Annotated in this window: 19 protein-coding genes; 10 read left to right on the top strand and 9 right to left on the bottom strand. The window is 56.1% G+C overall.

Annotated features, from left to right (window positions below; genetic code table 11):
• Positions 1 to 70 precede the first annotated feature (70 nt).
• The 7 genes from ACF8D4_RS05540 to gmk all read right to left on the bottom strand — a co-directional run bounded on the left by ACF8D4_RS05540 (position 71) and on the right by gmk (position 7,240).
• The gene (locus ACF8D4_RS05540; RefSeq protein ID WP_392464741.1) at positions 71 to 1,000 is read right to left on the bottom strand and encodes a calcium/sodium antiporter; all 930 of its coding nucleotides are present in this window, start codon (positions 998 to 1,000) and stop codon (positions 71 to 73) included.
• Between the two features lie 170 nt (positions 1,001 to 1,170).
• Complete coding sequence (locus ACF8D4_RS05535; protein ID WP_044735397.1) at positions 1,171 to 2,826, bottom strand: AMP-binding protein; 1,656 nt, start codon at positions 2,824 to 2,826, stop codon at positions 1,171 to 1,173.
• 159 nt (positions 2,827 to 2,985) lie between these two features.
• Positions 2,986 to 3,678 (bottom strand): tRNA (guanosine(18)-2'-O)-methyltransferase TrmH, encoded by a 693-nt coding sequence (gene trmH / locus ACF8D4_RS05530; RefSeq protein WP_392464740.1) that lies wholly within the window; start codon positions 3,676 to 3,678, stop codon positions 2,986 to 2,988.
• A gap of 57 nt (positions 3,679 to 3,735) precedes the next feature.
• On the bottom strand, positions 3,736 to 4,119 hold the full coding sequence (locus ACF8D4_RS05525; RefSeq protein ID WP_025888534.1) for a RidA family protein: 384 nt from the start codon (positions 4,117 to 4,119) through the stop codon (positions 3,736 to 3,738).
• 22 nt (positions 4,120 to 4,141) lie between these two features.
• Positions 4,142 to 6,250: a bifunctional GTP diphosphokinase/guanosine-3',5'-bis pyrophosphate 3'-pyrophosphohydrolase gene (spoT, locus tag ACF8D4_RS05520; RefSeq protein ID WP_028780077.1), complete on the bottom strand. Its 2,109-nt coding sequence runs from the start codon at positions 6,248 to 6,250 to the stop codon at positions 4,142 to 4,144.
• A 25-nt stretch (positions 6,251 to 6,275) separates the two neighbouring features.
• Positions 6,276 to 6,557: a DNA-directed RNA polymerase subunit omega gene (rpoZ, locus tag ACF8D4_RS05515; RefSeq protein WP_025010112.1), complete on the bottom strand. Its 282-nt coding sequence runs from the start codon at positions 6,555 to 6,557 to the stop codon at positions 6,276 to 6,278.
• A gap of 59 nt (positions 6,558 to 6,616) precedes the next feature.
• Complete coding sequence (gene gmk / locus ACF8D4_RS05510) at positions 6,617 to 7,240, bottom strand: guanylate kinase (RefSeq protein ID WP_025888535.1); 624 nt, start codon at positions 7,238 to 7,240, stop codon at positions 6,617 to 6,619.
• A gap of 230 nt (positions 7,241 to 7,470) precedes the next feature.
• Between gmk and ACF8D4_RS05505 the strand changes: the two genes are divergently transcribed.
• The 3 genes from ACF8D4_RS05505 to ACF8D4_RS05495 all read left to right on the top strand — a co-directional run bounded on the left by ACF8D4_RS05505 (position 7,471) and on the right by ACF8D4_RS05495 (position 10,999).
• Complete coding sequence (locus tag ACF8D4_RS05505) at positions 7,471 to 8,874, top strand: hypothetical protein (RefSeq protein WP_392464738.1); 1,404 nt, start codon at positions 7,471 to 7,473, stop codon at positions 8,872 to 8,874.
• Positions 8,875 to 8,985: 111 nt separating this feature from the next.
• Positions 8,986 to 9,942 carry an NTP transferase domain-containing protein gene (locus tag ACF8D4_RS05500; protein ID WP_107005760.1) on the top strand — a complete coding sequence of 319 codons (957 nt, stop codon included), beginning with the start codon at positions 8,986 to 8,988 and terminating at the stop codon, positions 9,940 to 9,942.
• Positions 9,935 to 10,999: a phosphotransferase enzyme family protein gene (locus ACF8D4_RS05495; protein WP_025010108.1), complete on the top strand. Its 1,065-nt coding sequence runs from the start codon at positions 9,935 to 9,937 to the stop codon at positions 10,997 to 10,999. The genes ACF8D4_RS05500 and ACF8D4_RS05495 overlap by 8 nt, the downstream gene beginning before the upstream one ends.
• A 42-nt stretch (positions 11,000 to 11,041) precedes the next feature.
• Here the strand turns inward: ACF8D4_RS05495 and ACF8D4_RS05490 are convergent, their stop codons facing one another.
• On the bottom strand, positions 11,042 to 11,812 hold the full coding sequence (locus ACF8D4_RS05490; protein ID WP_096142485.1) for an HNH endonuclease: 771 nt from the start codon (positions 11,810 to 11,812) through the stop codon (positions 11,042 to 11,044).
• Positions 11,813 to 12,134: 322 nt separating this feature from the next.
• On the opposite strand from ACF8D4_RS05490, the gene ACF8D4_RS05485 reads away from it, so the two are divergent.
• Genes ACF8D4_RS05485 through ACF8D4_RS05465 form a run of 5 tightly spaced genes read left to right on the top strand, consistent with a single transcriptional unit; the run spans position 12,135 to position 19,549 of the window.
• On the top strand, positions 12,135 to 13,514 hold the full coding sequence (locus ACF8D4_RS05485) for an SWIM zinc finger family protein (protein WP_392464736.1): 1,380 nt from the start codon (positions 12,135 to 12,137) through the stop codon (positions 13,512 to 13,514).
• On the top strand, positions 13,508 to 14,977 hold the full coding sequence (locus ACF8D4_RS05480; protein WP_392468510.1) for a DUF5691 domain-containing protein: 1,470 nt from the start codon (positions 13,508 to 13,510) through the stop codon (positions 14,975 to 14,977). The genes ACF8D4_RS05485 and ACF8D4_RS05480 overlap by 7 nt, the downstream gene beginning before the upstream one ends.
• A 4-nt stretch (positions 14,978 to 14,981) precedes the next feature.
• The gene (locus ACF8D4_RS05475; protein WP_144134936.1) at positions 14,982 to 16,061 is read left to right on the top strand and encodes an AAA family ATPase; all 1,080 of its coding nucleotides are present in this window, start codon (positions 14,982 to 14,984) and stop codon (positions 16,059 to 16,061) included.
• Between the two features lie 27 nt (positions 16,062 to 16,088).
• The gene (locus ACF8D4_RS05470) at positions 16,089 to 18,398 is read left to right on the top strand and encodes a DUF5682 family protein (protein WP_392468507.1); all 2,310 of its coding nucleotides are present in this window, start codon (positions 16,089 to 16,091) and stop codon (positions 18,396 to 18,398) included.
• The gene (locus ACF8D4_RS05465; protein ID WP_037467560.1) at positions 18,386 to 19,549 is read left to right on the top strand and encodes a VWA domain-containing protein; all 1,164 of its coding nucleotides are present in this window, start codon (positions 18,386 to 18,388) and stop codon (positions 19,547 to 19,549) included. Before ACF8D4_RS05470 ends, ACF8D4_RS05465 begins: the two co-directional genes overlap by 13 nt.
• 153 nt (positions 19,550 to 19,702) lie before the next feature.
• Here the strand turns inward: ACF8D4_RS05465 and ACF8D4_RS05460 are convergent, their stop codons facing one another.
• Complete coding sequence (locus ACF8D4_RS05460) at positions 19,703 to 20,596, bottom strand: LysR family transcriptional regulator (protein ID WP_208185214.1); 894 nt, start codon at positions 20,594 to 20,596, stop codon at positions 19,703 to 19,705.
• Positions 20,597 to 20,769: 173 nt separating this feature from the next.
• On the opposite strand from ACF8D4_RS05460, the gene ACF8D4_RS05455 reads away from it, so the two are divergent.
• Positions 20,770 to 21,285: a DMT family transporter gene (locus ACF8D4_RS05455; protein WP_345853727.1), complete on the top strand. Its 516-nt coding sequence runs from the start codon at positions 20,770 to 20,772 to the stop codon at positions 21,283 to 21,285.
• Positions 21,286 to 21,303: 18 nt separating this feature from the next.
• A complete protein-coding gene (locus ACF8D4_RS05450) occupies positions 21,304 to 21,789 on the top strand; it encodes a DMT family transporter (protein ID WP_243891990.1) in 486 nt (161 codons plus the stop codon).
• Positions 21,790 to 21,791: the final 2 nt, after the last annotated feature.

Below are 21,791 nucleotides of genomic sequence, written 5' to 3'. Positions count from 1 at the left end.
TTTTTTATGCTACTGTGGCTTGGCAACAAAGTTCTTCAGAAGCATTCAGTTGCCAGTGGCGTACTCAGATTCAGGCGCTGGCGTGGGTAACCAGATAGCCCATATAGCCGCAGTAACCTAGCAATAATATGGCGCCTTCGCGGCGGCCGATACGAAAACCGCTCCAGGCAAAGGGCAACACCAACAGTGCCAGGGTTAGCATCACGCTGAAATCCAGAGCACTGAAGCCGGCAGAGCTGATTGGGTGCACCAAGGCAGTGACCCCGAGGATCCCCAGCAGGTTGAACAGGTTGGAGCCAACCACATTACCTATGGCGATATCGCTCTGGCCCTTGAGAGCGGCCAGAATCGAGGTCACCAATTCCGGCATGCTGGTGCCTATGGCAATAATGGTCAGGCCGATCACTACCTCACTGATACCGAAGGTACGGGCCAACTCGACCGCGCCATCGACAAACAGTATGCCGCCGCCCACCAACATGCCGATACCGGCGATGATAAACAGCAGCGACAACAGAGGGTTCTTGGGGCCTTCAATAGGTTCATCAGTCTCTTCGCCCTTGCTGCTGAAATAGCTGAGCAACAGATAGCCTACCAGTAAGCTGGTCAGTACGGCGCCGTCAATCAGGCTCAGTTCACCGTCGAGTACCAGCAGCCACATCAAAATAGAGGCGCCTATCATCAGCGGAATGTCGCGTCTGACCATTTGTGACTGTACCCCTATCGGGCGGATCAGCGCGGTCAGTGCCAGGATCAGACCGATATTGGCGATATTGGAGCCCACCACGTTACCCAGGGCAATACCCGGACTGCCGGCCAGTGCTGACTTAACGCTCACTGCCAGCTCGGGCGCGCTGGTGCCGAAGGCGACGATCGTCAGGCCGATCACCAGCGGGGTGATCCCCAGACGCAGGGCGATGACGCTGGCGCCGCGAACCAAGGCTTCTGCTCCCAGAGTCAGGATCAAGAAGCCGCCGAGAATAGAGAGTGCAATCAACATTAAAAACCGCTTTTCCTGTCAGTAAGGTGCCATGCAGAACGGCACCGATGAATGTGTTTGGGCTGCCAGCATAAGGTTTTTCCTCCCGAAGGCAACCTCTTTTTGACAGAATATGTCACAAAAATCCCGGCCGAAGCCGGGATAATCAGATAAACCAAGGAGCGTCGGCTCTAGATTTCATCTTCCCAGACAACCTTGGCACCGCGAATGCCTTCCATCCGGCTGGCGTATCTGCTCTCCAACACATGGCGCTTGATTTTCAGCGTCGGAGTCAGCACGTCGTTTTCTATGGTCCAGGGCTCCTTGACCACCAGAACCGCTTCCACGGTTTCATGGGATTCCAGGTTGGGGTTAACCGCATCCACAGTGGCCTTGAGCGAGGCGCGCACCTCTTCTCTGGCTTGCAGCGCCGCCCCTTCAGAGAGTTGCACCAAAGCTACAGGGTGAGGCAGTCCCAGGCCGATGACACAGATAAGCTCCACATGGGGATCCTGCGCCAGCTTACGTTCAATTGGCACAGGCGCCACATACTTGCCCTTGGCGGTCTTGAAGTTATCCTTGACCCGGCCTGTGATGCTGACGCAACCGTCGGCATCTATGGCGCAGAGATCGCCGGTGAGGAAAAAGCCCTCTTCATCGAAGGCGGCGGCTGTGGCTTCCGGCGCCTTGTAATATTCACGCATCAATCCCGGGCTCTTCACCAGCAGTTCGCCATTGGCAGCCTGCTTAACTTCGCAGCCGATCACCGGCTTGCCGACTGTGCCTATCTTACTGGCATCGAAGGGGAAGTTGATGATTGAGTAGGCGCAGTTTTCTGTCATGCCCCAGGCTTCGCAGATATCCAAACCTATGCTGTGATACCACTCCACCAGTGACGGAGGTATCGGCGCCGAACCTGAACCGAGCAAACGACACTTGTCCAGCCCCAGGCCCTTATGGATCTTGCGTTTGACCAGATGGCTGATGAGGGGGATCTTCAGCAGCAGATTGAGCCTGGCGTAGCCGACCTTATCGATAATGTTCTTCTGGAACAGGGTCCACAGGCGAGGTACCGAGAAGAACACGGTTGGCCGCATTCGCTGCACATCGGCAACAAAGCTGTCGAGGCTTTCGACAAAGGCAACGCAGGAGCCGGAATAGAAGGAGGAACCCTCTATCGCCACCCGCTCTGTGATATGGGCCAGCGGCAGGTAGGACAGCAGTCTGTCTTTCCCATCTGTCTTGAGATCGCGTACCACGGCATTACAGGTCCAGCCGTAGCTGCCGAAGGTTTGGATGGCACCCTTGGGCTTGCCGGTGGAACCTGAGGTGTAGATCAGCGTCATCACCTGCTCGGCCTCGGGATAAGGGGCATCCACCAGAGGTGTACCGAGATTCAACAGCTGCTGCCAGTGATATTGAGCCGGCATGGTGTCATAAGGCATTGCCAGGCGCAGAATATCACCGCCGACGCCAGCTTCCTGATCGGCCCAGTGATCCAGCTTACCCAGCATGATGGCCTTACAGCCACTGTGTTCCAGCACGTAGCGTATGGTATCGGCATTGGCAGTGGGGTAAATGGGCACACTGATATAGCCGCCGTGCATCAGCGCCAGATCGGTAATGAACCATTCGGCGCAGTTTTTCGACAGCACGGCTATCTTGTCACCGGGTTGCAGCCCCAAGTGACGCAGGCCGCCGCAGAGTTGTTGCACCTTGGCCTGTACCTGACGCCAGGTCAGATCCTGATATTGGCCGTTGATCGGCTGCCTGAGATAGATCTCATCGCCTTGAGTCTCTACCCAGTGGTCGAGCATTTCCACCGGGCTCTTGAATGATGCTTCCATGGGGTGTCCCCTTTACTGTTCTTGTTATCTGCGTAGCTGCAGCTTCCCCCACGGCGGCTGCAACGATCTGATTATCTGTTAGTTTCGCTATGCAGTGGCCAAACCAGTATGGCGATAATTGTGATCTGGCGCAATATTTAATCGGTTGTTTGAAAAGCTTCACAGTTCGGGGGCGGGTTCACGCATCCGTTGCCACCAGTGGGCATCGGCGACTATCTGGCCCTGAGTGTCTATGGCCGGGTAGGGGATGCCTTTGCGGCGGCAGGCCTTGGCATAGATGGGGTGGCCTTGCTCAAACAACATGATCTGACAATAGTCATTGTCCAGCTTGCGGGTGCCATAGAGCCCGGCCTCCTGCCGCTGACGCTGCGCCTCATACAATAGCAGCGCCGACGCCACCGAGACATTGAGGGATTGCACCATGCCGACCATGGGGATCACTACCTGCTCGTCGGCTAGTGCCAGGGCTTCGGCGCTTATACCATCACGTTCATTGCCGACAATAAAGGCGGTGGGGCGGCGGTAATCCAGCTCCCTAAAGTCACGGGCCTGAGGGCCGAAATGGGTGGCGACCAGCTGCATCCCGCGCGCCTTGCAGGCCTTGGCAGCCGAGGCGAAGTCATAGTGTTTAATGGTTTTGACCCACTGCTGGCTGCCGGAGGCGGTATTGCCGGACAGGCGCATATCGGCATCGGGCCATACTGCATGAATTTCGTGGATACCCACAGCATCGGCACTGCGCAGCGCGGCGGAAATATTGTTGCTCTTGTGGACTCTGTCCAGGATCAGGCTCAGATCCGGCTGGCGCATGTCCAGCATTTGGTTGATGCGAGCGAAGCGTTCGGGGCTCATTGGCGGGGGATCCTATATGAAAAAGGGCGCCGTAGCGCCCTGTATTGGGGAGGGAACTCAGAGTTCCATCACACCGTCCATCTCGACCAGAGAACCCTTTGGCAGCTCTTTCACGCCGATGGCGGCGCGGGCCGGGTAAGGCTGGTTGAAGTAACGGCTCATGATTTCGTTGACCGTGGCAAAGTTGCCCAGATCCAGCATATAGATATTCAGTTTGACGATATCGGCCATGGAACCGCCGGCGGCTTCACAGACGGCCTTGAGGTTGTCGAATACCCGTACAACCTGGGTTTCAAAGTCGTCACCTGCCAGTGCCATGGTGGCTGGATCCAGCGGGATCTGCCCGGACAGGTAGACTGTGCTGCCTACTTTGACTGCCTGGGAGTAGGTGCCGATAGCGGCGGGAGCCTTGTCTGTTGCTATGATGATCTTCTCTGCCATAACGCTCTCTCTTTTTCTGTTATCAACGGTTACGGGATGTACGCAGAACCTCGGGCAGTACCCTGATTCGGCGCATAACATTTGCCATATGGATCCGGTCGCGAACCGAGATGCGCAGGTTGATCAGATAGACGCGGCCATCGCGCTCTTCGGTGCTGAGATTGTGAATATTGGAGCCTTCGGCGGCAATGATATTGGTGATCTTCGCCAGCGCGCCCTGATGGTTGACGATTTCGACCCTCAGGTTGGCCTGGAATTCGACGCCATCGACGGCATCCCACTGCACCGGAATATACTTGTCCGGCTCGCCCTGATAGCCGCGGATGTTGGCGCAGTTTTCCATGTGCACCACCAGGCCCTTGCCCGGGCTCACGTGAGCAATCACGGCATCCCCAGGAATGGGGCGGCAGCAGTTGGCGAAAGTAACCAGCATGCCTTCGGCGCCGCGGATCGGCATCAGCTTGTGCTCATCATGCTGCTTCTGCGGCTCTATCTTGTCGCCCTTGAGGCGTTGGGCTATGACTATGCTCATGGCATTGCCAAGACCTATGTCGGCCAGCAGTGACTGCAGATCGGCGTGTTTGGTGTCTTTGACTACCTTGTCTATCTGCGCCGGATCTATCTGTTCCAGCTTGGTTTCGCCCAGTGCATGGTTCAGCAGACGCCTACCCAGGGTGCTGGCTTCGTCCTGCTTGAGGCTCTTGAGCACCTGACGGATTTTGGCGCGGGCCTTGCCGGTAACCACGAAGTTGAGCCAGGCGGCGTTGGGGCGGGCACCCTTGGCGGTGATGATCTCGACCGTTTGCCCGGAAATCAGTGGCTGACTCAGGGGGTAGGCCTGGCGGTTGACCCGGGCGCCGACACAGGTGTTGCCTACATCCGTGTGCACCTCATAGGCGAAATCCACTGCGGTGGCGCCTACCGGCAGTTCCAGAATGCGGCCCTCGGGAGTGAACACATAGATCTCTTCCGGGAACAGCTCTGTCTTGACGTTTTCAACAAATTCAAACGAGGTGGAAGCACTCTGCTGCAATTCCAGCAGGCTTTGCATCCATTTGCGGGCACGCAGCTGGGTAGTGGTACCCGAGGCGCCGGTCTGGCCACTCTTGTACATCCAGTGGGCCGCAACCCCTTTATCGGCCATCTGGTCCATGTCTTCGGTACGGATTTGAATTTCCACCGGTACCGCATGGGGACCAAACAGCGAGGTATGCAACGACTGATAGCCGTTGGCCTTGGGAATGGCGATATAGTCTTTAAATCTGCCCGGACGCGGCTTGTAGAGGCCGTGCATTACTCCGAGCACCCGATAACAGGTGTCTATGGAGTCCACTATCAGGCGGAAGGCATAGATATCCATCACTTCCTGGAATTGCAGCTCTTTGCTGCGCATCTTGTTGTAGATGGAATAGAGGTTCTTTTCCCTGCCCTTGACCTTGCCCTTGATACCCACATCTTCCAGGCGGGTACGAATGGCGGTTTCTATGCTCTGGATCAGTTCCTTGCGGTTACCGCGGGCGGCACGAACCACCTCTTTGAGTACCCTATAGCGCATGGGGTAATAGGCCTGAAAGCCGAGATCTTCCAACTCTGTCTTGATATTGTGAATACCCAGACGGTTGGCGATGGGGGCGTAAATTTCCAAGGTTTCGCGGGCAATGCGGCGACGTTTGTCGGGCCGCAGGGCGCCCAGGGTGCGCATATTGTGGGTGCGGTCGGCCAGTTTGATGAGGATCACCCGGATATCCTGGGTCATGGCCATCATCATCTTGCGGAAGTTTTCCGCCTGGGCCTCTTTCTTGTCGCGGAATTTGATCTTGTCGAGCTTGGAGACACCTTCCACCAGCTCCGCCACCGAGGCGCCGAACAATTCGGCCAGATCCTGATGGGTAACTTGGGTGTCCTCTATGGTGTCGTGCAGCAGGGCGGCCATCAGCGTCTCGTGGTCGAGACGCATTTCGGCCAGGATGCGGGCAACCGCAACCGGATGGGTAATATAGGGTTCGCCACTGGTGCGCATCTGCCCTTCATGGGCATCACGCGCCACCTGATAGGCCTGCTTGAGTAATTCTACCTGCTCCGGCTCCAGATAACTGGCGGCAGACTCCTTGAGACCTTCAAACAGATACAAGTGGCTGTTCTCCTAAGAATATGCCTTAGAGTGAAGAGTTACCTTCTGCAATCGCTGCCACGGCAGCAATTTCAGCTGCTTCGCGCTCACGTACGCTCTGACGCTCATCGGCATCCAGAGTCGCTGAGTTAACCAGTCCCTGTTCGATTTCGCGCAGTGCGATAACAGTGGGTTTGTCGTTTTGCTCTTCAACCAAAGGATCTTTACCCTGGACGGCGATCTGACGGGCACGACGCGCCGCAACCATGATCATATCAAAACGGTTGCCGATTTGTTTAACGGCGTCTTCTACAGTAACGCGAGCCATGTGTTGAAACTCCAGTGATTTGAATGGAAAAAATGACGCAAAATTGTACACGAAGGCAATTAATCTGCCAACAGACCCTTAAGCATATCATTGTGAGTATTAATTTGACTAGCACGAGTCAGGCGTTGCGAGCGAATGATCGCGCTCAGATCCCCCAGTGCAGTCTCAAAATCGTCGTTGACTATGATGAAATCATACTCTTTATAGTGCGACATTTCTGACACCGCCTGTGCCATGCGGGAGGCGATGACTTCGCTGCTATCCTGACCGCGACCTGTCAGACGGCGCTCCAGTTCTTCGCGGGACGGTGGCAGAATAAAGATACCGATGGCCTCGGGCATCAGTTTCTTCACTTGCTGGGCACCCTGCCAGTCGATATCCAGGAACACATCTATGCCCCGTTCAAGCGTCTCTTCAATGACCTTGCGGGAAGTGCCATAAAAGTTACCGAAGACTTCGGCCCACTCGAAGAAGGCTTCTTCGGCAATCAGCGCCTTGAACTCCTCCACCGACACATAATGATAGTGCTGGCCGTGAACCTCTCCCGGACGGGGCTGGCGGGTGGTGTGCGATACGGAAACTTGTTTGTCGGCCGGTTTATTGGCCAGCAGGGCTGCAATCAGTGACGATTTGCCCGCTCCACTGGGGGCCGAGACAATAAAAAGGTTTCCGCGTGCACTCATAATATTTGGGTTCCAAGTCTTTGGCTGTAAAAAAGCCGGTGGCTGATGAGGGAAGCTGCGAACTATGCCCTGTCGGCACTCTGGCTTGCGCCAGCTACAGGTGTTCAAGGCAGCTTCCTTAAGGGCAGCTATTATATAGGCAGGCAATGCTGCCATGCCAGTGGCGCTGACAATTGCCATCAAATTCGTTAGGCTGCCATCAATAAGTCGGTCGATTTTTAAGGGGTTCTGTGCTGTATAAATCGCTCATCTGTATTCAGGGTTACGACAATGGTCTGCGACACGCGGCCATCAGTGGCGCCGTCTATCTTTTGTTACTCGTGCTGGGGTTGCTTTTTGGCGGCGGCAGTTTCATCTGGGTGCCCGGGATTTTACTGGCGCCCGTACTACTGCTCAGTTGCCGTCGTCGCTTGGGTGATGGCGGCCGTAACCCCTGGTTGTCACTGATAGCCCTGCTGCCTTGGCTCATTCTGCTGTTGGCCCTGAGTACCGACCAGGATAGCAGTTATCTGATAGGTGCCCTGGTGCTGGCTTTGGCGCTGCATGCAGGTTTGGCGCTGTTACCTGGTGGGAATCGCGGCCTCGGCGCTCGCAGTAAGCGAGACTATGTGCAGGGATACTGTGGCCCTGTGCCTTTGAGCGCCGAGCGTAAGAGCAAGATAAGACGGGTTGAGCCAACCCTGGGCAGTGATGTTCAAGGCTATTCAGATAATCAAGCTCAAGGCTATTCAGATGATCACGTTTATCAGAGTAGCGACCACGATGATAATCAACCGCATCACAGCGGCGCCGGGTATAGTGCCGCGGGGCAGCAGCCTGAGCACCCTCTGAGCCAAGCGTATGAGCCGGCAAGCTTTGCTGCTGCCAATAGCGACCATGATATCAGTCATGACGCCATATCCTATGGACCTGGCCGCAGCCGTTATTTCGACTCGGCGCCGACCGAGGGCGATACCTCAGCGATAGATACAGAGCCTGGCTGGTATACAGATAAGCAAGCCCGCCATAAGGTCAATAGCGCTGAGCCTGGGTTTGATGATGAGGTCGACCGCACCGGCTCCTTGTCTGTGTTGCTGCTCTCCTGGCGCGATGCCATATTGCAACTTTGGCAGCGGCTTGGCAGCCTCTCGGCCGCCCAGCGTAAGGGACTTGCCATAGCCGCTCTGGTCACAGCGCTGCTTGGCTTGGGATTGATCATATGGCTGCTGTGGCCTCAGGCTGAGCCTAATGACGCATCAGGCCGTGAGGCTACTGAGATTGCGGCCGAAACATCCGACAGGGTGACTGTGCGCCTACCGGACAGCTTCAGCCTGTCGCTCGATGGCGACTTGCTGCGTATGAGCTGGCTTGGCGATACTGACGCCCCTGGCCCCTTGTGGGATCTGGCTACCGCCAAGGGCGATCGCCGCTGCGCCGAGCTGGTGTTCAACAATGGCACTGGCTATCGGCCCATGTCGGTCGTTATCGGCGATAACGGCAAGGTCGAAGCGGCCTTCAGCCCTCTGGATAGTCAGGTGATTGTTCAGGATATGGCGCGGCGGGGCTCGGTTAAGCTCTGCGGCTATGACTTCAGCCTCAAGGGCAGTCAGGCGGCATTGGGTTCTGTTCCTGCCTTCCGGCAGCTTATTGAATAGGGCGCATGTTGGTGCACGGTTAACCACAGCTTTGGTTCATCAGAGCTGTGATTCTGTTATACTGCTTCGCTTCTTTCGGCTCGGCTTTCTTCGCGGCATATTCGACAGTTTATGGATACAAAATTAACTCTGGTGATTATGGCCGCCGGGCTGGGAAGCCGTTTTGGCGGTGATAAACAGTTGGCGGCATTGGGGCCCAATGGGGAAACCATGCTGCAATTGGCGCTAAGCTCGGCCATCAAGGCCGGGTTTGCCCGCGCCGTGCTGGTTATCCGCCCTGAGCTTGAAAGCGAGATCTGTCGCCAGTTAAGCGATTTCCTGCCTTCCGGGTTTGAGTGGCACCTTTGTTATCAGACGCTGGACGATCTGCCACAGCCGGTATCGGCAAGGCAGACAGGGGATATCACAAAGCGCCACAGTAACAGGCAAAAACCCCACAGTAACAGGCAAAAACCCTGGGGCACGGCGCATGCCCTCTGGAGTGCCAGGCATCTGGTCAATGGCCCCATGGCAGTGATCACCGCAGATGATTATTATGGCGATCATGCCTTTGTGCAGTTGGCCGAGGGGATTAGGCAGCATCCCAATGAATGGATGATGGTGGCCTGGCCGCTGGGACTGACCTTGTCCGAGCATGGCGGGGTGAATCGTGGCCTGTGTGAGGTCAATGGGAAGGGGTACCTGACTTCGGTGCAGGAGTGGCTCGATATTCGTCAAGGCACCCATGGCCTTGAGGGAGAGCTTCAGGGCGAACGCCGGCCGATAGCCGCCGATGCCTTGGTATCCATGACCTGCTGGGGCTTTTCGGCGAATATATTTGCCGCACTGGAGCAGGGGCTCAGACGCTTTTTGGCAACCCATGGCGATGATCTTAAAGCCGAGTGTTATCTGCCTGCGATAGTGCAAAATGCAATTGAGCAGCCAGACCCAGAGCCGTGCCAACAACAGCAAAACCTTGCCACCCGCAGTGTCAGGGTGGAAACCGCCCGCGAGGCCTGGTTGGGAGTGACATATTCCCAGGACGCCGCCCGGGTGAAACAGCAATTACAGGAGTTAATGGGTGCTTGAGCTTATCCGGCAGCAGGTGCTGCCTCACTTCGGGATCCCTGACAATGCCAAAATCAGCCCACTGGGCAATGGCCATATCAACGACACTTTTCTGATCCGCAGCGCCGATAGCGAACTTGTGCTGCAAAAGATCAACACTCAGGTATTTCGTGCGCCCAACGCCTTGGTCAATAATGCGGCCAAGGTCAGCGAGCATTTGAGTCAGTGTGCTGCGCAAGGCGGCTATCAACTGCAGCTGATAAGGCCTGTGATGACCCGCGAGCAGCAGTTGGCGGTGGATCTCGGTGAACAGGGATTTTGGCGCGCCATCAGTTATCTGCCCTTCAGTCAGAGCATCGAAGTGGTGCGCTCTGAGGCCGAGGCCGAACAGGCGGCGCGTGCCTTTGGCCATTTCGCCCGCGCCTTGAGCCAAGTAGACCCCCATGAACTGGAAGATGTGATCCCTCTGTTTCACCATCTGCCAGGCAGAATCGAAGCGCTTTCCAAGGCGGTTGCCGAGGACCCGCTTGGGCGCCTGCAGCACTGTCGGCAGTGGGCCGAGTTGGCCTTGTCCCAGCAATCGTTGCTTGCGGAGCTTGAAGATACCTGTGCCGGTTTGCCGCTGCGGATTTGCCACAACGACACCAAGATCAACAACATGCTGTTCGACAAGCGTGATATGTCCAGCATGGCCATCATAGATCTCGACACCTGCATGAAGGGTTTCCTGATGTATGACTTCGGTGACATGGTGCGCACCTTCTGCTCGCCCGAGGCCGAAGACTCCACCGCACTCGATAAGGTCAGAGTCAGGCCCGAAGTGTTTGCCGCCATCTGCCGGGGTTACCTGGCAGAGCTGGGCGAGGTGTTGACGCCACTGGAGCGCCAGAGCCTATGGCTGGGTGCCCGGGTGATCTGTCTTATGATAGGTGTGCGTTTCCTCACCGACTATCTGTTGGGGGATAAGTATTTCCATATCCATCGCGAAGGCCATAACCTGGACAGAGCCGCCAACCAGTTCACCCTCTATCTCAGCTTATTGCAGCAAAGCGAGGCCCTAAAGGCGTGCTTGGTTTGAGCTATCTCGCCGTCTCTGAAAAGGGGCGGTGAGAGGTCTCCTTTACGATATTGCCTGGAAAATCTGCTGGCGATGCAGGGCTAGATATTCTTCTGCCGGGGCAAACTTGTTTGGTAGACGAATGGGCTGGTTTTCAAAGCGCTCAAAACTGTCACTCAAATATCGATTTTCTTTCGTCAGGAGTTTAGGGGATAGCAGCAACTCCAGATGGGAATTCAAAGTGATTAAGCCTTTGTCAAAAGCGGCGTCATGCAAGCTGGAAAGACACAGGCCGTTACTGGGGTTGAGACGTTGCTTAGGCTCTTGGTTCCAAGGCACTATATGGCTGGCAATCAGTAACTCTGGAATGTCTAATCCTGTTATGCAACAGCGAAAATCATAGGCACTCAAAACCGAGTTTCTAAATACTTGTTGGCCGACTCTGGCCTTAGTCATAGTCTCTCTTTCCCTACCGTGAAAATCGTCTGTCCCTACGGACTTTACATTTTGTGGCTCAGAGGATTGTGTTAACTGCTGGTGGGCAGCATAAGCTTTGAGATAGAAGGTTTCCCAGTCCTGGGTCATCTCTTGCCACATGGCTTTGTCGGCTCTAGAAGCACCAGGGAGTCCCTTGCGACCTGTAGAGGTGATGCTAGGGTCACAGCTGGCAATATTAGCCATCTTCATCGATAGCGATGAGGCCGACCTTTGCATGAGTTCGGCTATCTGGATTATTTCTGGGTTACGCTGGCTTATTCTGCCAAAGGGCGTGTGGCTATAAAGATAAAAAGCCACCAGTAGTTCATCCCGTTCCCACCTACGTTGATTTGCCATAAGCCCTCCTAGAGATGCTGCCAGTATGGACAGTACCCCTTTAAAATCAATTAGAAAATTGATTTCTCCCGGTTATCGAACTTGTCTACTGCCTATTTCAGCTTGTTACAGCCGGGAGGCAAGGCACTTTCCTTTGCTGTGCTTAAGATCAAATGCTTATCTAAAACTCTTGCCATTCGGGTAAAGGCAATTTCTTTTCCAGTCTAATTCAGGCAGAATCTCGCACTTGAATTTGAAGGGCTTTTGTCTTTAGCCCAATAGGATAGGACGTCTTTGTCTGCCCCTCATTCGTTGGCGGCGGGCAAGAGAACAAGGACTGGAAATGGAACTCCCATTACAGGTAGTGCAGGACCTGGCCCCGGATCAGTCATCTCTGGGGGCTGCCAAAAAGCTGCTCAATACATCCAAGTGGCCCATGTTGGGCGTAGCCTCTGAACTCAATAGTATTTGGGGGCAGTGCCAGGGATCGGGTGCCAATCCCTACCTCACCATGGCAGATGTGGTCGACCATGGCTACAAGTGTACCTGCCCATCTAGAAAATTCCCGTGTAAACATGTGCTTGCATTGATGTGGATCTTCAGTGAAAGCCAAGACAGCTTCAATGAGTCAACCCCGCCCGATTGGGTTGGGGAATGGTTGTCCCGTCGTCGTCGCAGTTCTGCCACCGCAACTGAGGATAACAAGCCCTCGGTGGCGAAGAATATCGCCACCGCCGGTGATGAAGAGCCAATGCTCAGCCCGGAGCAACTCGCCAAGAATGCCGCGCAAAAGCAAAAGCGGGCTTTGGCGGCGCAGCAAGCCAGCGAGCAAAGCATACGCGAAGGGTTGGCCGAGCTTGAGTTGTGGATCCGCGATCAACAGCGAACCGGTCTTTCCGGACTGCTTAAGGATTTACGCCCCAGGGTTCGACGCATTGCCGCAAGGTTGGTGGATGCTAAAGCGAGTGCCTTGGCATCCCGAGTCGATGAATTACCGTCCTTGTTGGCTGGACTGCCGTTTGAGCGGCAACTGGCCCGGCTGATAGAAGAGCTGGGGATCTGGGTCTTGCTTTCCCGGGCCTGGCGAATCAATCCGCAGGATCCCGATGTTCGGCGGGCACTGGTTGGGGCGGAAAATCGAGAACAGCTGCTGGCCAATGTCGCAACCGGGGTCAGTGGCCGCTGGTTATGCCTTGGTGAGCGTATCGAAACCCGACGGGACGGTTTGGTTAGCCATGCGACCTGGCTTTGGCCACTGGATGGCCAGTGTAGCTCAGGCGCCATGTTGCTCGACTATTATCCAGCCACGGCAGGCAAACGTGAGGCCAGCCTCAGGGCCGGTACCTTGCTTGAAGGGGAACTGGTCTTTTATCCCTCCAGGGCGCCGCAGCGCGCCATATTGACCCAGTACCAGATTCTGGCACCCGAAGCCGTATCCTGGCCCGCAGCCTCGGCTATGACACCAGAGCAAGCCTTGTTTACGCTGCGGCGCACCTTGCCATGGGAAACTTCAGTGCCCTTGGTGTTGGGCCCAGGCAGTTTGCAGCAGGCAGAGGACGGCGGTTATTGGCTCAGTGTCGAGGAGCAGCTAATTCCGGTGAAGGGCAGAGACTTGCCACCCTTGGCACAGGGAGACTTGCAAGGGGCCTTTGTTTGCTGGCGTGGTGATGGAGCCGAACTTCTGTCTGTTTGTACCAGTGCCTGGGGGATGATCTCATGCTAAATGCTGAAACCCTACAACAGGATCTGGCGCAGATTGACGAACTCAAGCAGCGTTGGTTGATAGGTGATGGCGGCGCGCCGATTTTGCTTCCTGAGCATTGGACCGTGCCCGCCGATGCCGACGATGACGAGCGCACCCTGATGGCGCTGGCTTATTGCAGCCAGTATCCCCTGCTGCAACAACCCCATCCCCCCGGGGCGCTTAAAACCCTGCCCGGCTTGCCGCAACTGAGTCTGTCCCTATTACCCGGCCAATGTCGCCCGGCATTCAGGCAGTTACTGGCGCTGACCACCACATCCGGCAGTCAATATCAGGCGCTGTTGGCGCTGCTGGTGAGTCGTGGTTTTTCCCCTCATCCCGAAGACTGGCTGCCCGGTCGACAGGATGCAGAGCTGCCGCCTGAGTTTGAACCTTGGGTTTGCTGGGTTACCGATGCCAGGGATGAACCGCTTACCGAAGAGAGCTGGCCCGATAAAAGCCCGGCACAGAGGCTGGCTGCGCTTAAGCTGCTGCGGCGCCGGTCGCCGGATGCCGCTCGTGATTTGCTGGCAAGCATGGCCGCCTCGGAAGCCGCCGATAAACGCCTGAATCTCTATCAGGTATTGGCAGATGGACTGAGCTCGGCAGACTTGCCCTTATTGGTATCTCTGGAAAAAGACAGATCCCAGAAAGTGAAGGAACTGGCCAATCAATTGCAGATGCGCTTAGGTCAGGGCAACCGGCAAGCGGAAGATGAGACACTCACAGAGCTGGTAACTTGGCTGTCACTGAAACCTCGGGGGCTGCTACGGCGCGAAACTGTGTTGCTTGCTCCTGTGCTGAAAAACAGTGTCCAGAATCGTGACCGCTGCGCTGCACTGAAGAGCATTTCCTTGCCTTTGCTGGCAGCTGGGCTGGGCATGAGTCTGGAGCAGCTTTTGCGCCAGTGGTCCTTTGCCGACAACGCCGGTAAGGGGCTCAATAGCCCCAATCAGGCCTTGCTGCTGAATGTTGCTGCCAGTTTGCCCGAGGAACAGGTGTTGTTGGTGGTCAATCGGCTGCTCGATTGGGCCGTTGAGGAAAATGAAAATCCCATGGCTGAACTGGGTTTATTGGTATCCAGGTTAAACGAGCAAGCCAAGGTCAACCTGGCTCAGACGCTACTGTCCAAGGCTCCCGGCGATCTGCTCCCCAATGCTCCGTACGCACTATTTAGCGGTGAATGGCACTGGCTGAGTGCCGCTGAGTTCAGCCGTTGCAAGGCCACGGCTGAACTGCTTAAACAACTTAAAACCCTGGTGCAAGCCAAGGATGCGGACGAGATGGAACGGCAACTCGCTTGGGTGATGCAACAATTGGGTTTGTGCCTGAACCTCGAGTGTGCTCAGTGGCTGCTGGCCGAGACAAAGACGCTGGGGATATCGCCCATGCACCCAATACTCGACTATTTGAAATTTAACGTAAGTTTGCAACGAGAAGGATGAAAAGATGAGTGACGTATTAAGGCAACCGGCGGAAGTCATTTATCAAGCCGAGCTGGATGCTCTGAAAGAAGAAGATCATGGCCAAAAACCCGAGAATTGGCAACTGACGCCTAAAAGTGTGGTCAAGTATCTACTCGGTGGCACTACGGATTCAGGGGTGTCTATCAGCCCCAAATACATAGGCAATCGTCGCCTTATCGAAACAGCGGTTGCGACTTTGGCCACTGACAGGGCGCTGTTGCTCCTTGGGGTACCGGGTACTGCCAAGTCCTGGGTGTCCGAGCATCTGGCTGCGGCTATTTCGGGCAACAGTACCCAGGTGATCCAATGCACTGCAGGCACAGATGAAAACCAAATTCGTTACGGTTGGAACTATGCTCAGCTGCTTGCCAAAGGCCCCAGTAAGGACGCCTTGGTGCCGACACCACTGTTCCGGGCCATGGAGTCTGGTACCTTGTGCCGTCTGGAGGAATTGACCCGCATGGGGTCGGACGTCCAGGATACCCTGATAACCGTATTGTCTGAAAAAATGTTGCCGGTGCCCGAGCTGAACGATGCTGTGTTTGCCAAGCGTGGTTTCAACATCATAGCTACCGCCAATAACCGCGATAAAGGTGTGAATGAGCTGTCTTCGGCACTCAAGCGGCGCTTCAACGTCGTAGTGTTGCCGCTACCCGATGATATGGAGCAAGAAGTAGAGATCATTCGTCGCCGGGTGGTCGAGATGGGTCAAAGCCTGTCACTGCCGGTGCCCGCCAGTGCCAGCAGTGAAATTGAGAAAGTGGTAACTATCTTCCGCGAACTGAGAAGCGGCGCTACCTTGGATGGCAAGATGGCGCTCAAGGTGCCTTCGGGGAATCTGTCCACTGCCGAGGCTATTGCCGTGATGGTTGGCGGCTTGAGTCAGGCAGCCTGGTTCGGCGATTGTCAACTGGGGGCTGCTGACGTGGGAGCCAACCTGGTGGGAGCCATAGTGAAAGACCCTGTGCAGGACAAGTTGGTACTCGAGGAGTATCTCGAGACTGTGCTGAAAAAACGCAGTGATTACAGCTCCTATTACCACAGCATCAATGAACTGCTGTGAGCCGTGACCGCCAGAGAACACTTGCCCATGAAGAATATCCATTATTTTGGCATTCGCCACCATGGTCCGGGCTCGGCCCGGCGGCTGGTGGCGGCGCTGGAGCGGTTGAACCCGGCGTTGGTTCTGATAGAAGGACCGGCTGATTGCAGTGAACTGGTGCCATTTTTGGCCAGTGACGAGATGAAACCGCCGGTGGCTCTCATGTCATTTGTCACCGATGAAACAGGCCACAGCCTCTATTATCCCTTTGCCGAATATTCGCCCGAGTATCAGGCGTGCCGCTGGGCATTGAACACCAATACCGAGGTACGTTTTATTGATTTGCCTGTATCTGTACAGTTGGCATCCAGGCTGCAGGATATTGAGCCTGAGTCGGAAGATGACGACGATACAGCGACAGAAGCTGACGATACAGATTCAGCCTCTCTTCCTGAAGATTCCACCGCGCCTTACGAGGGCCGGCTCCGTCAGGATCCTGTCTCAGCACTGGCCTTGCTTGCCGGTTATGAGGACGGTGAAAGTTGGTGGAATCATGTCATAGAACAGGGCAGTGATGACGATCCTGAGCTGTTTGATGCGTTGGCCCAGGCCATGGCCGAGCTCAGGAGTGCCATGCCCAACGACAGCTTGAGAGAAGCCCAGCGAGAAGCCTTTATGCGGCTGCAAATTGCCGAGGCAGCCAAACAAAACGCGGGACCAATCGCTGTGGTTTGCGGTGCCTGGCATCTGCCGGGGCTGAAGACCAAGGTTAGCCAGAAAGAAGATAAGGCACAATTGAAAAGCCTCCCGGCAAAACTGGCGCCCAAGCGGGTGAGTTCAACCTGGATCCCCTGGACCAGCCCAAGGCTCGCCAGTGAGTCTGGCTATGGGGCCGGGGTGGCCGCGCCCATGTGGTACAGCCACCTGTGGCAACACGGTTATGACGAGGTATCTTTGACTCGTTGGCTAACCCAGGTTGCCGACATGTTGAGAGAGGCCGGGCTAATGGTTTCAACCGCCGCTGTGATTGAGACCCTGCGCCTGTGTCATAGTCTGGCGGCCATTCGTGCTCGTCCCAGTCCTGGATTCGAAGAGGCGCGGGATGCATCTATCGCCACTATGTGCGGCGGAGAAGCCAGGTGGTGGCAACAGATTTCGCAGCAACTCCTGCTCGGCTCCCGGGTCGGTGAAATACCCGCAGATGTGCCTTTGGCCCCCCTCTTGGATGACTTGCAGCGTTGGCAAAAGAAAACCCGTCTCAAGAGCGAGGCTTTGCCGCGGGAGCTTTCTCTCGACTTGCGCAGTGAGTCGGGCCAGCTGAAATCCTGGTTTTTGCATCGCCTGAGGCTGCTCGATGTGCCTTGGGGCGAGCAGGGCAGTGCCGGCGCCAGCCGAGGAACTTTCCGTGAGCGTTGGGTGATCGCCTGGCAACCTGAGTTTGCGGTGCAACTGGTTGAAAATCAAATCTATGGCAGTTCACTGGTACAGGCGGCAGCCGAACGTACTATCCAGCGCATGCGGGAGCAAAGACAACTGGGTGAGCTGGCAAACCTGGTGTTGGAGGCCTTGGAGGCTGAATTGCCCCGAGCGGTAGAGCTGGGCTTCGAACTGTTGGCCGAGCGTGCAGCACACACAGCCGAGGGCTTGGATCTGCTGGATTGTTTGCCTCCTCTGGTGGATATCAGCCGCTACGGTACCTCGAGAAACCTGTCGCTGGCGCATGTCAATGAGTTGATTGAACGCTTGGCGGTGCAGGCATCTTTATCCTTGCCCATTGCTGTTCGCCAGTTGAATGAGGACGAAAGTAATCATTACCGGCTGGCCGTAGGCAGAGCACATGCCCAGTTGGAGTTGGCACAAGTGGCGGATTCTGTCATGGAGGGCTGGTGGCAGGCGCTAATCGAAGTGGTCAATACCGGCCTATGTGATGCGGGAGTCCGCGGGCTGTGCTGTCGCCTGCTGTATCAGGCCAAACGCCTGGATGAAGACTACCTGGCGCAATTGATGGCGAAAATGTTGTCACCGGCCAATCCGATTGCCGAAGCCAAGGGGTTCTTCGAGGGCTTCTTCAGCGGGGCTGCCGAACGCTTGCTTTACGACCCCAGATTGCGACAGTCGGTGGACAATTGGCTGTTATCGCTTGAGGAAGAGGCGTTTGTCGAGAGTCTGCCGTTGCTGCGGCGGGTATTTGCCGAGTTGGATGCCATGGAGCGTCGCCGACTGCTGGATAGTCTCAATGCCAAAGCTGTGGCAAAAGGCACTGAGTATTCCGTTAATGATGCCTTGGTACCGCTCTGGTCTGCCCATCTGGAAGGGCTGGGCAAGTTGCTTGCAGGAGACAATCAATGGATGAATTGATGAGACAGCGTCGCTGGCAACTGGCCCTTGGCGCAGAATTGGAACAGGCGCCCCTCAATGGCAGCGACAAACGTTTGAATGAGGCGTTGTCGGCACTCTATGGTGACGGCAAACATTCAGAGGCACGTCGCGGGGGCTTGGGCGGCTCAGCACCCAGGGTGGCGCGTTGGCTTGGGGATATTCGCGAATTTTTCCCGGCATCTGTGGTGCAGTTGGTGCAGCGGGATGCCTTCGAGCGCTTGGGCCTGAAACAGATGCTGATGGAGCCCGAGTTCCTGCAAGCTATGGAGGCCGATGTGCACTTGGTTGCGGATCTCGTCAGCCTCGGGGGCATGATGCCGGCGCAAACCATGGAAACGGCGCGGCAGGTCATTCGCAAGGTGGTAGATGAACTCCTGGCCAGGCTGGAACAAAAAACTGCCGAGGCCATTCGTGGTGCCGTGGATAAAAGCAAACGCAGTTTTCGTCCCCGTCATGCCGACATCGACTGGCACAGAACCATCAGTGCCAATTTACGCCACTACCAACCTGAGCTTGGCACTGTGATGCCCGAAAAACTGGTGGGCTATACCCGCAAGCAGCGGCGACAGGTGGATCTGGACGAGGTGATCCTTTGCGTCGACCAGTCTGGCTCCATGGCGACATCTGTGGTGTACAGTTCCATTTTTGCGGCTGTGATGGCCTCCATTCCAGCGGTGAAAACCCGGTTGGTGTGTTTTGATACTGCGGTAGTGGACCTTACTGATGAATTGGCCGATCCGGTGCAAGTATTGTTTGGCGTGCAACTGGGTGGTGGTACAGATATTAACCAAGCGGTAGCTTACTGCGCCGACAAAATTGAGCGCCCATCCAAGACTCACCTTATCCTGATCACGGATCTCTATGAAGGGGGCAATGAAAAGGAGCTTAAGGCTCGGGTCGCTGAACTGCTGCGCCGTGAAGTGAATGTGATCACCCTGTTGGCGTTGAGCGACGATGGGCGTCCGGCTTATGACAACCAAATGGCCGCGGATTTTGCCGCCATCGGCAGCCCGGTGTTTGCCTGTACGCCGGACAAATTTCCCGAGTTGATGGCCACGGCGCTAAAAAGGGAGGATGTGCTGCAATGGGCGGCAGACGCCGGCATAGCCACGGTTAGAGCGACTGAGTAATACCATGAAGAAGCAGGCTGATGCCTGCTTTTTAATCCAAAGGTTCAGGCCGAAGCTTTCCCTTATCTCACATCACAGCCAAGGGCAAGCTGGGCGCTGCTCGTGAATCTGTCACCTGCGCCTCGGACAAGGCCGCTGTCTTTCGTGCTGCCATCACGGTAGCTTCGCGGTTAAAAAATCTATCATGGCGCTGACCTTGGACGGCAGGTGCTTGCGTCTGGGGTAGACGCAGTAAATAGCGTGTCGGGGCAGCCGATACTCGGGCATCAGGGCGACCAGGCGGCCCTTGGCGATATCACCTCTTACAATAAAGTCCGGCATGTTGGCTATTCCCAGGCCTTGGAGAATCGCGCTGTGAATCGCATCGCTGTTATTGACCTCGAAGTTGCCTTTGGGCTCAATTCTGACTTCGCCGCCCGATTGCTGCTGGGGGCCTTGAAAGCGCCATTCGTTGCCACCGCGAAACAGCGAATAGAACAAACAGTTGTGTTGGCCGAGCTGCTCCGGCGTTTGCGGCGTGCTGTGGCGCTTTAGGTACTCGGGAGAGGCCACCAGGAAGCTCTCGCATGGCGCGATGCGCTTGGCGACCAGGCTGGAATCTGCCAGTTCACCAATGCGCAGCGCCAGATCAAAACCTTCGGCAATCAGATCGGTATGGCTGTCGCTCAACTCAAGTTGCAGGCGAATATCAGGAAAACGCTGCAGAAATTCAGCCATCAGCGGCGCGACATAACGGCGGCCATACACCATGGGCACAGACATCCTCAGCAGCCCCTTGGGGCTGTGCTGCAGCTCGCCTATGGCATCTTCCGCCTCCCTGGCGAAACGCACCGCATGGCGCACAGAGTCATAGTAGCGCTCGCCTGCTTCCGTCAGGCTGAGCGAACGTGTGGTACGGTACAGGAGTTGCACCCCGAGGCGTGTTTCGAGCTGGCTTATCCGCTTGCTGATCGCCGATTTACTGCTGCCGAGCTGCTTGGCAGCGGCCGAGAAGCTGCCGGACTCCACCACAGCGACAAACACCGGCAGGGCATTGAAGTGATCCATCTTGATAGTTGAGTTTTTGGAAACTGTATTGCGACATTATCGGTAATTATCCTAAATGGCAAAACAATGTAGAGTGGCGTCTGCTTGAAGGGCGGCGACAGACGCCCTGTCGAGCCCGAATAATGCCCGCCATTGGCTGGCCAAGATTGATTCGCACACGCCGGAGAAGAGAGATGCAAGGCAGCCGCAACCGAGAATCCAATATGTCGCTATCCTTGGGAGCCGCCCTGGTGGCATTCGTTGCCGGTGGCTTACTGGCGCTGATGATCCAGCTTAACAGCCAGTTGGCCTCGGCCGGCTCATCCCTGCTGGCTTCCTGGATAGCCCATGGTACCGGGGCGTTGACCGCCCTGTTGTTATGGCTATTTATGGGAAGGCGAAAGGCAGCCCCATCGCCAGGGGTGCCTGAGCAGAATAAGCAACCAAAGTGCACCTTGCCACTCTGGGCCTGGCTTGGCGGTCTGCCCGGCGCCATGACTGTGATTCTGGCGGCCATCTGCGTCAACTCTCCCATGGGGCTGGGCGGAACCCTGGCACTCCTGCTGCTGGGGCAGTTACTGTTCGGCGCCATCAGTGATACTCGAGGCTGGTGGTTGTTGCCAAAGCGGCAACTGCATCCACTCGAGTGGCCGGCATTACTGCTGGTACTGGCCGGGGCGCTGTTGCTGATATTTTCCGCTCACGCTTAATTTTTACCTGGGGATAAGATGATGTTGTCACTGTTTTTGTTTTTGGCGCTGGCCAACGGCGTCATGGTCAGCCTGAGCCGCAGTTTTAACGGTGCACTGGCGGCAAATAAAGGCGCGCTGCAGGCATCGTTGCTGAACCACCTATTGGGTTTTTTACTGCTGACCTTGGTATTGGCGGTTTATACCCTGTTTCAGGGCGGCGCAGTATGGCAGCTGCAGGCTACGCCAGCTTACACTTGGCTCGGCGGCGTGATAGGCGCCTTGTTTGTTGCGACCAGCAGCTGGGCTCTGGCCAGGCTTGGCGCCATGGCCTGTGCCCTGTTGGTGATTTCCGGACAGATGCTGACCGGTGTCTGGCTCGACAGCCTTTCCCGTGAGTTGGGCTGGCAGGCCTGGCTGGGGGCGGCGCTGATCCTGGCTGGTGTGATACTGCAGCGCCTGGCGGCCAAGGCGCAAACCCGTCGAGTCGGCAGCGGGTTGGACGCCGCCGACGTCAAGGCGTAAAA

The sequence above is a fragment of the Shewanella sp. YQ_9 genome, assembly GCF_043103185.1.
GTDB classification, from domain to species: domain Bacteria; phylum Pseudomonadota; class Gammaproteobacteria; order Enterobacterales; family Shewanellaceae; genus Shewanella; species Shewanella algae.
This window is presented reverse-complemented; position numbering and strand designations above follow the sequence as displayed.

Bases quoted from the DNA above. Each gene is read 5' to 3' on its own strand.
- ACF8D4_RS05540 (WP_392464741.1), bottom strand. From the start codon at position 1,000: ATGTTGATTGCACTCTCTATTCTCGGCGGCTTCTTGATCCTGACTCTG.
- ACF8D4_RS05535 (WP_044735397.1), bottom strand. From the start codon at position 2,826: ATGGAAGCATCATTCAAGAGCCCGGTGGAAATGCTCGACCACTGGGTA.
- trmH (WP_392464740.1), bottom strand. From the start codon at position 3,678: ATGAGCCCCGAACGCTTCGCTCGCATCAACCAAATGCTGGACATGCGC.
- ACF8D4_RS05525 (WP_025888534.1), bottom strand. From the start codon at position 4,119: ATGGCAGAGAAGATCATCATAGCAACAGACAAGGCTCCCGCCGCTATC.
- rpoZ (WP_025010112.1), bottom strand. From the start codon at position 6,557: ATGGCTCGCGTTACTGTAGAAGACGCCGTTAAACAAATCGGCAACCGT.
- gmk (WP_025888535.1), bottom strand. From the start codon at position 7,240: ATGAGTGCACGCGGAAACCTTTTTATTGTCTCGGCCCCCAGTGGAGCG.
- ACF8D4_RS05500 (WP_107005760.1), top strand. From the start codon at position 8,986: ATGGATACAAAATTAACTCTGGTGATTATGGCCGCCGGGCTGGGAAGC.
- ACF8D4_RS05490 (WP_096142485.1), bottom strand. From the start codon at position 11,812: ATGGCAAATCAACGTAGGTGGGAACGGGATGAACTACTGGTGGCTTTT.
- ACF8D4_RS05485 (WP_392464736.1), top strand. From the start codon at position 12,135: ATGGAACTCCCATTACAGGTAGTGCAGGACCTGGCCCCGGATCAGTCA.
- ACF8D4_RS05480 (WP_392468510.1), top strand. From the start codon at position 13,508: ATGCTAAATGCTGAAACCCTACAACAGGATCTGGCGCAGATTGACGAA.
- ACF8D4_RS05475 (WP_144134936.1), top strand. From the start codon at position 14,982: ATGAGTGACGTATTAAGGCAACCGGCGGAAGTCATTTATCAAGCCGAG.
- ACF8D4_RS05470 (WP_392468507.1), top strand. From the start codon at position 16,089: ATGAAGAATATCCATTATTTTGGCATTCGCCACCATGGTCCGGGCTCG.
- ACF8D4_RS05465 (WP_037467560.1), top strand. From the start codon at position 18,386: ATGGATGAATTGATGAGACAGCGTCGCTGGCAACTGGCCCTTGGCGCA.
- ACF8D4_RS05460 (WP_208185214.1), bottom strand. From the start codon at position 20,596: ATGGATCACTTCAATGCCCTGCCGGTGTTTGTCGCTGTGGTGGAGTCC.
- ACF8D4_RS05455 (WP_345853727.1), top strand. From the start codon at position 20,770: ATGCAAGGCAGCCGCAACCGAGAATCCAATATGTCGCTATCCTTGGGA.
- ACF8D4_RS05450 (WP_243891990.1), top strand. From the start codon at position 21,304: ATGATGTTGTCACTGTTTTTGTTTTTGGCGCTGGCCAACGGCGTCATG.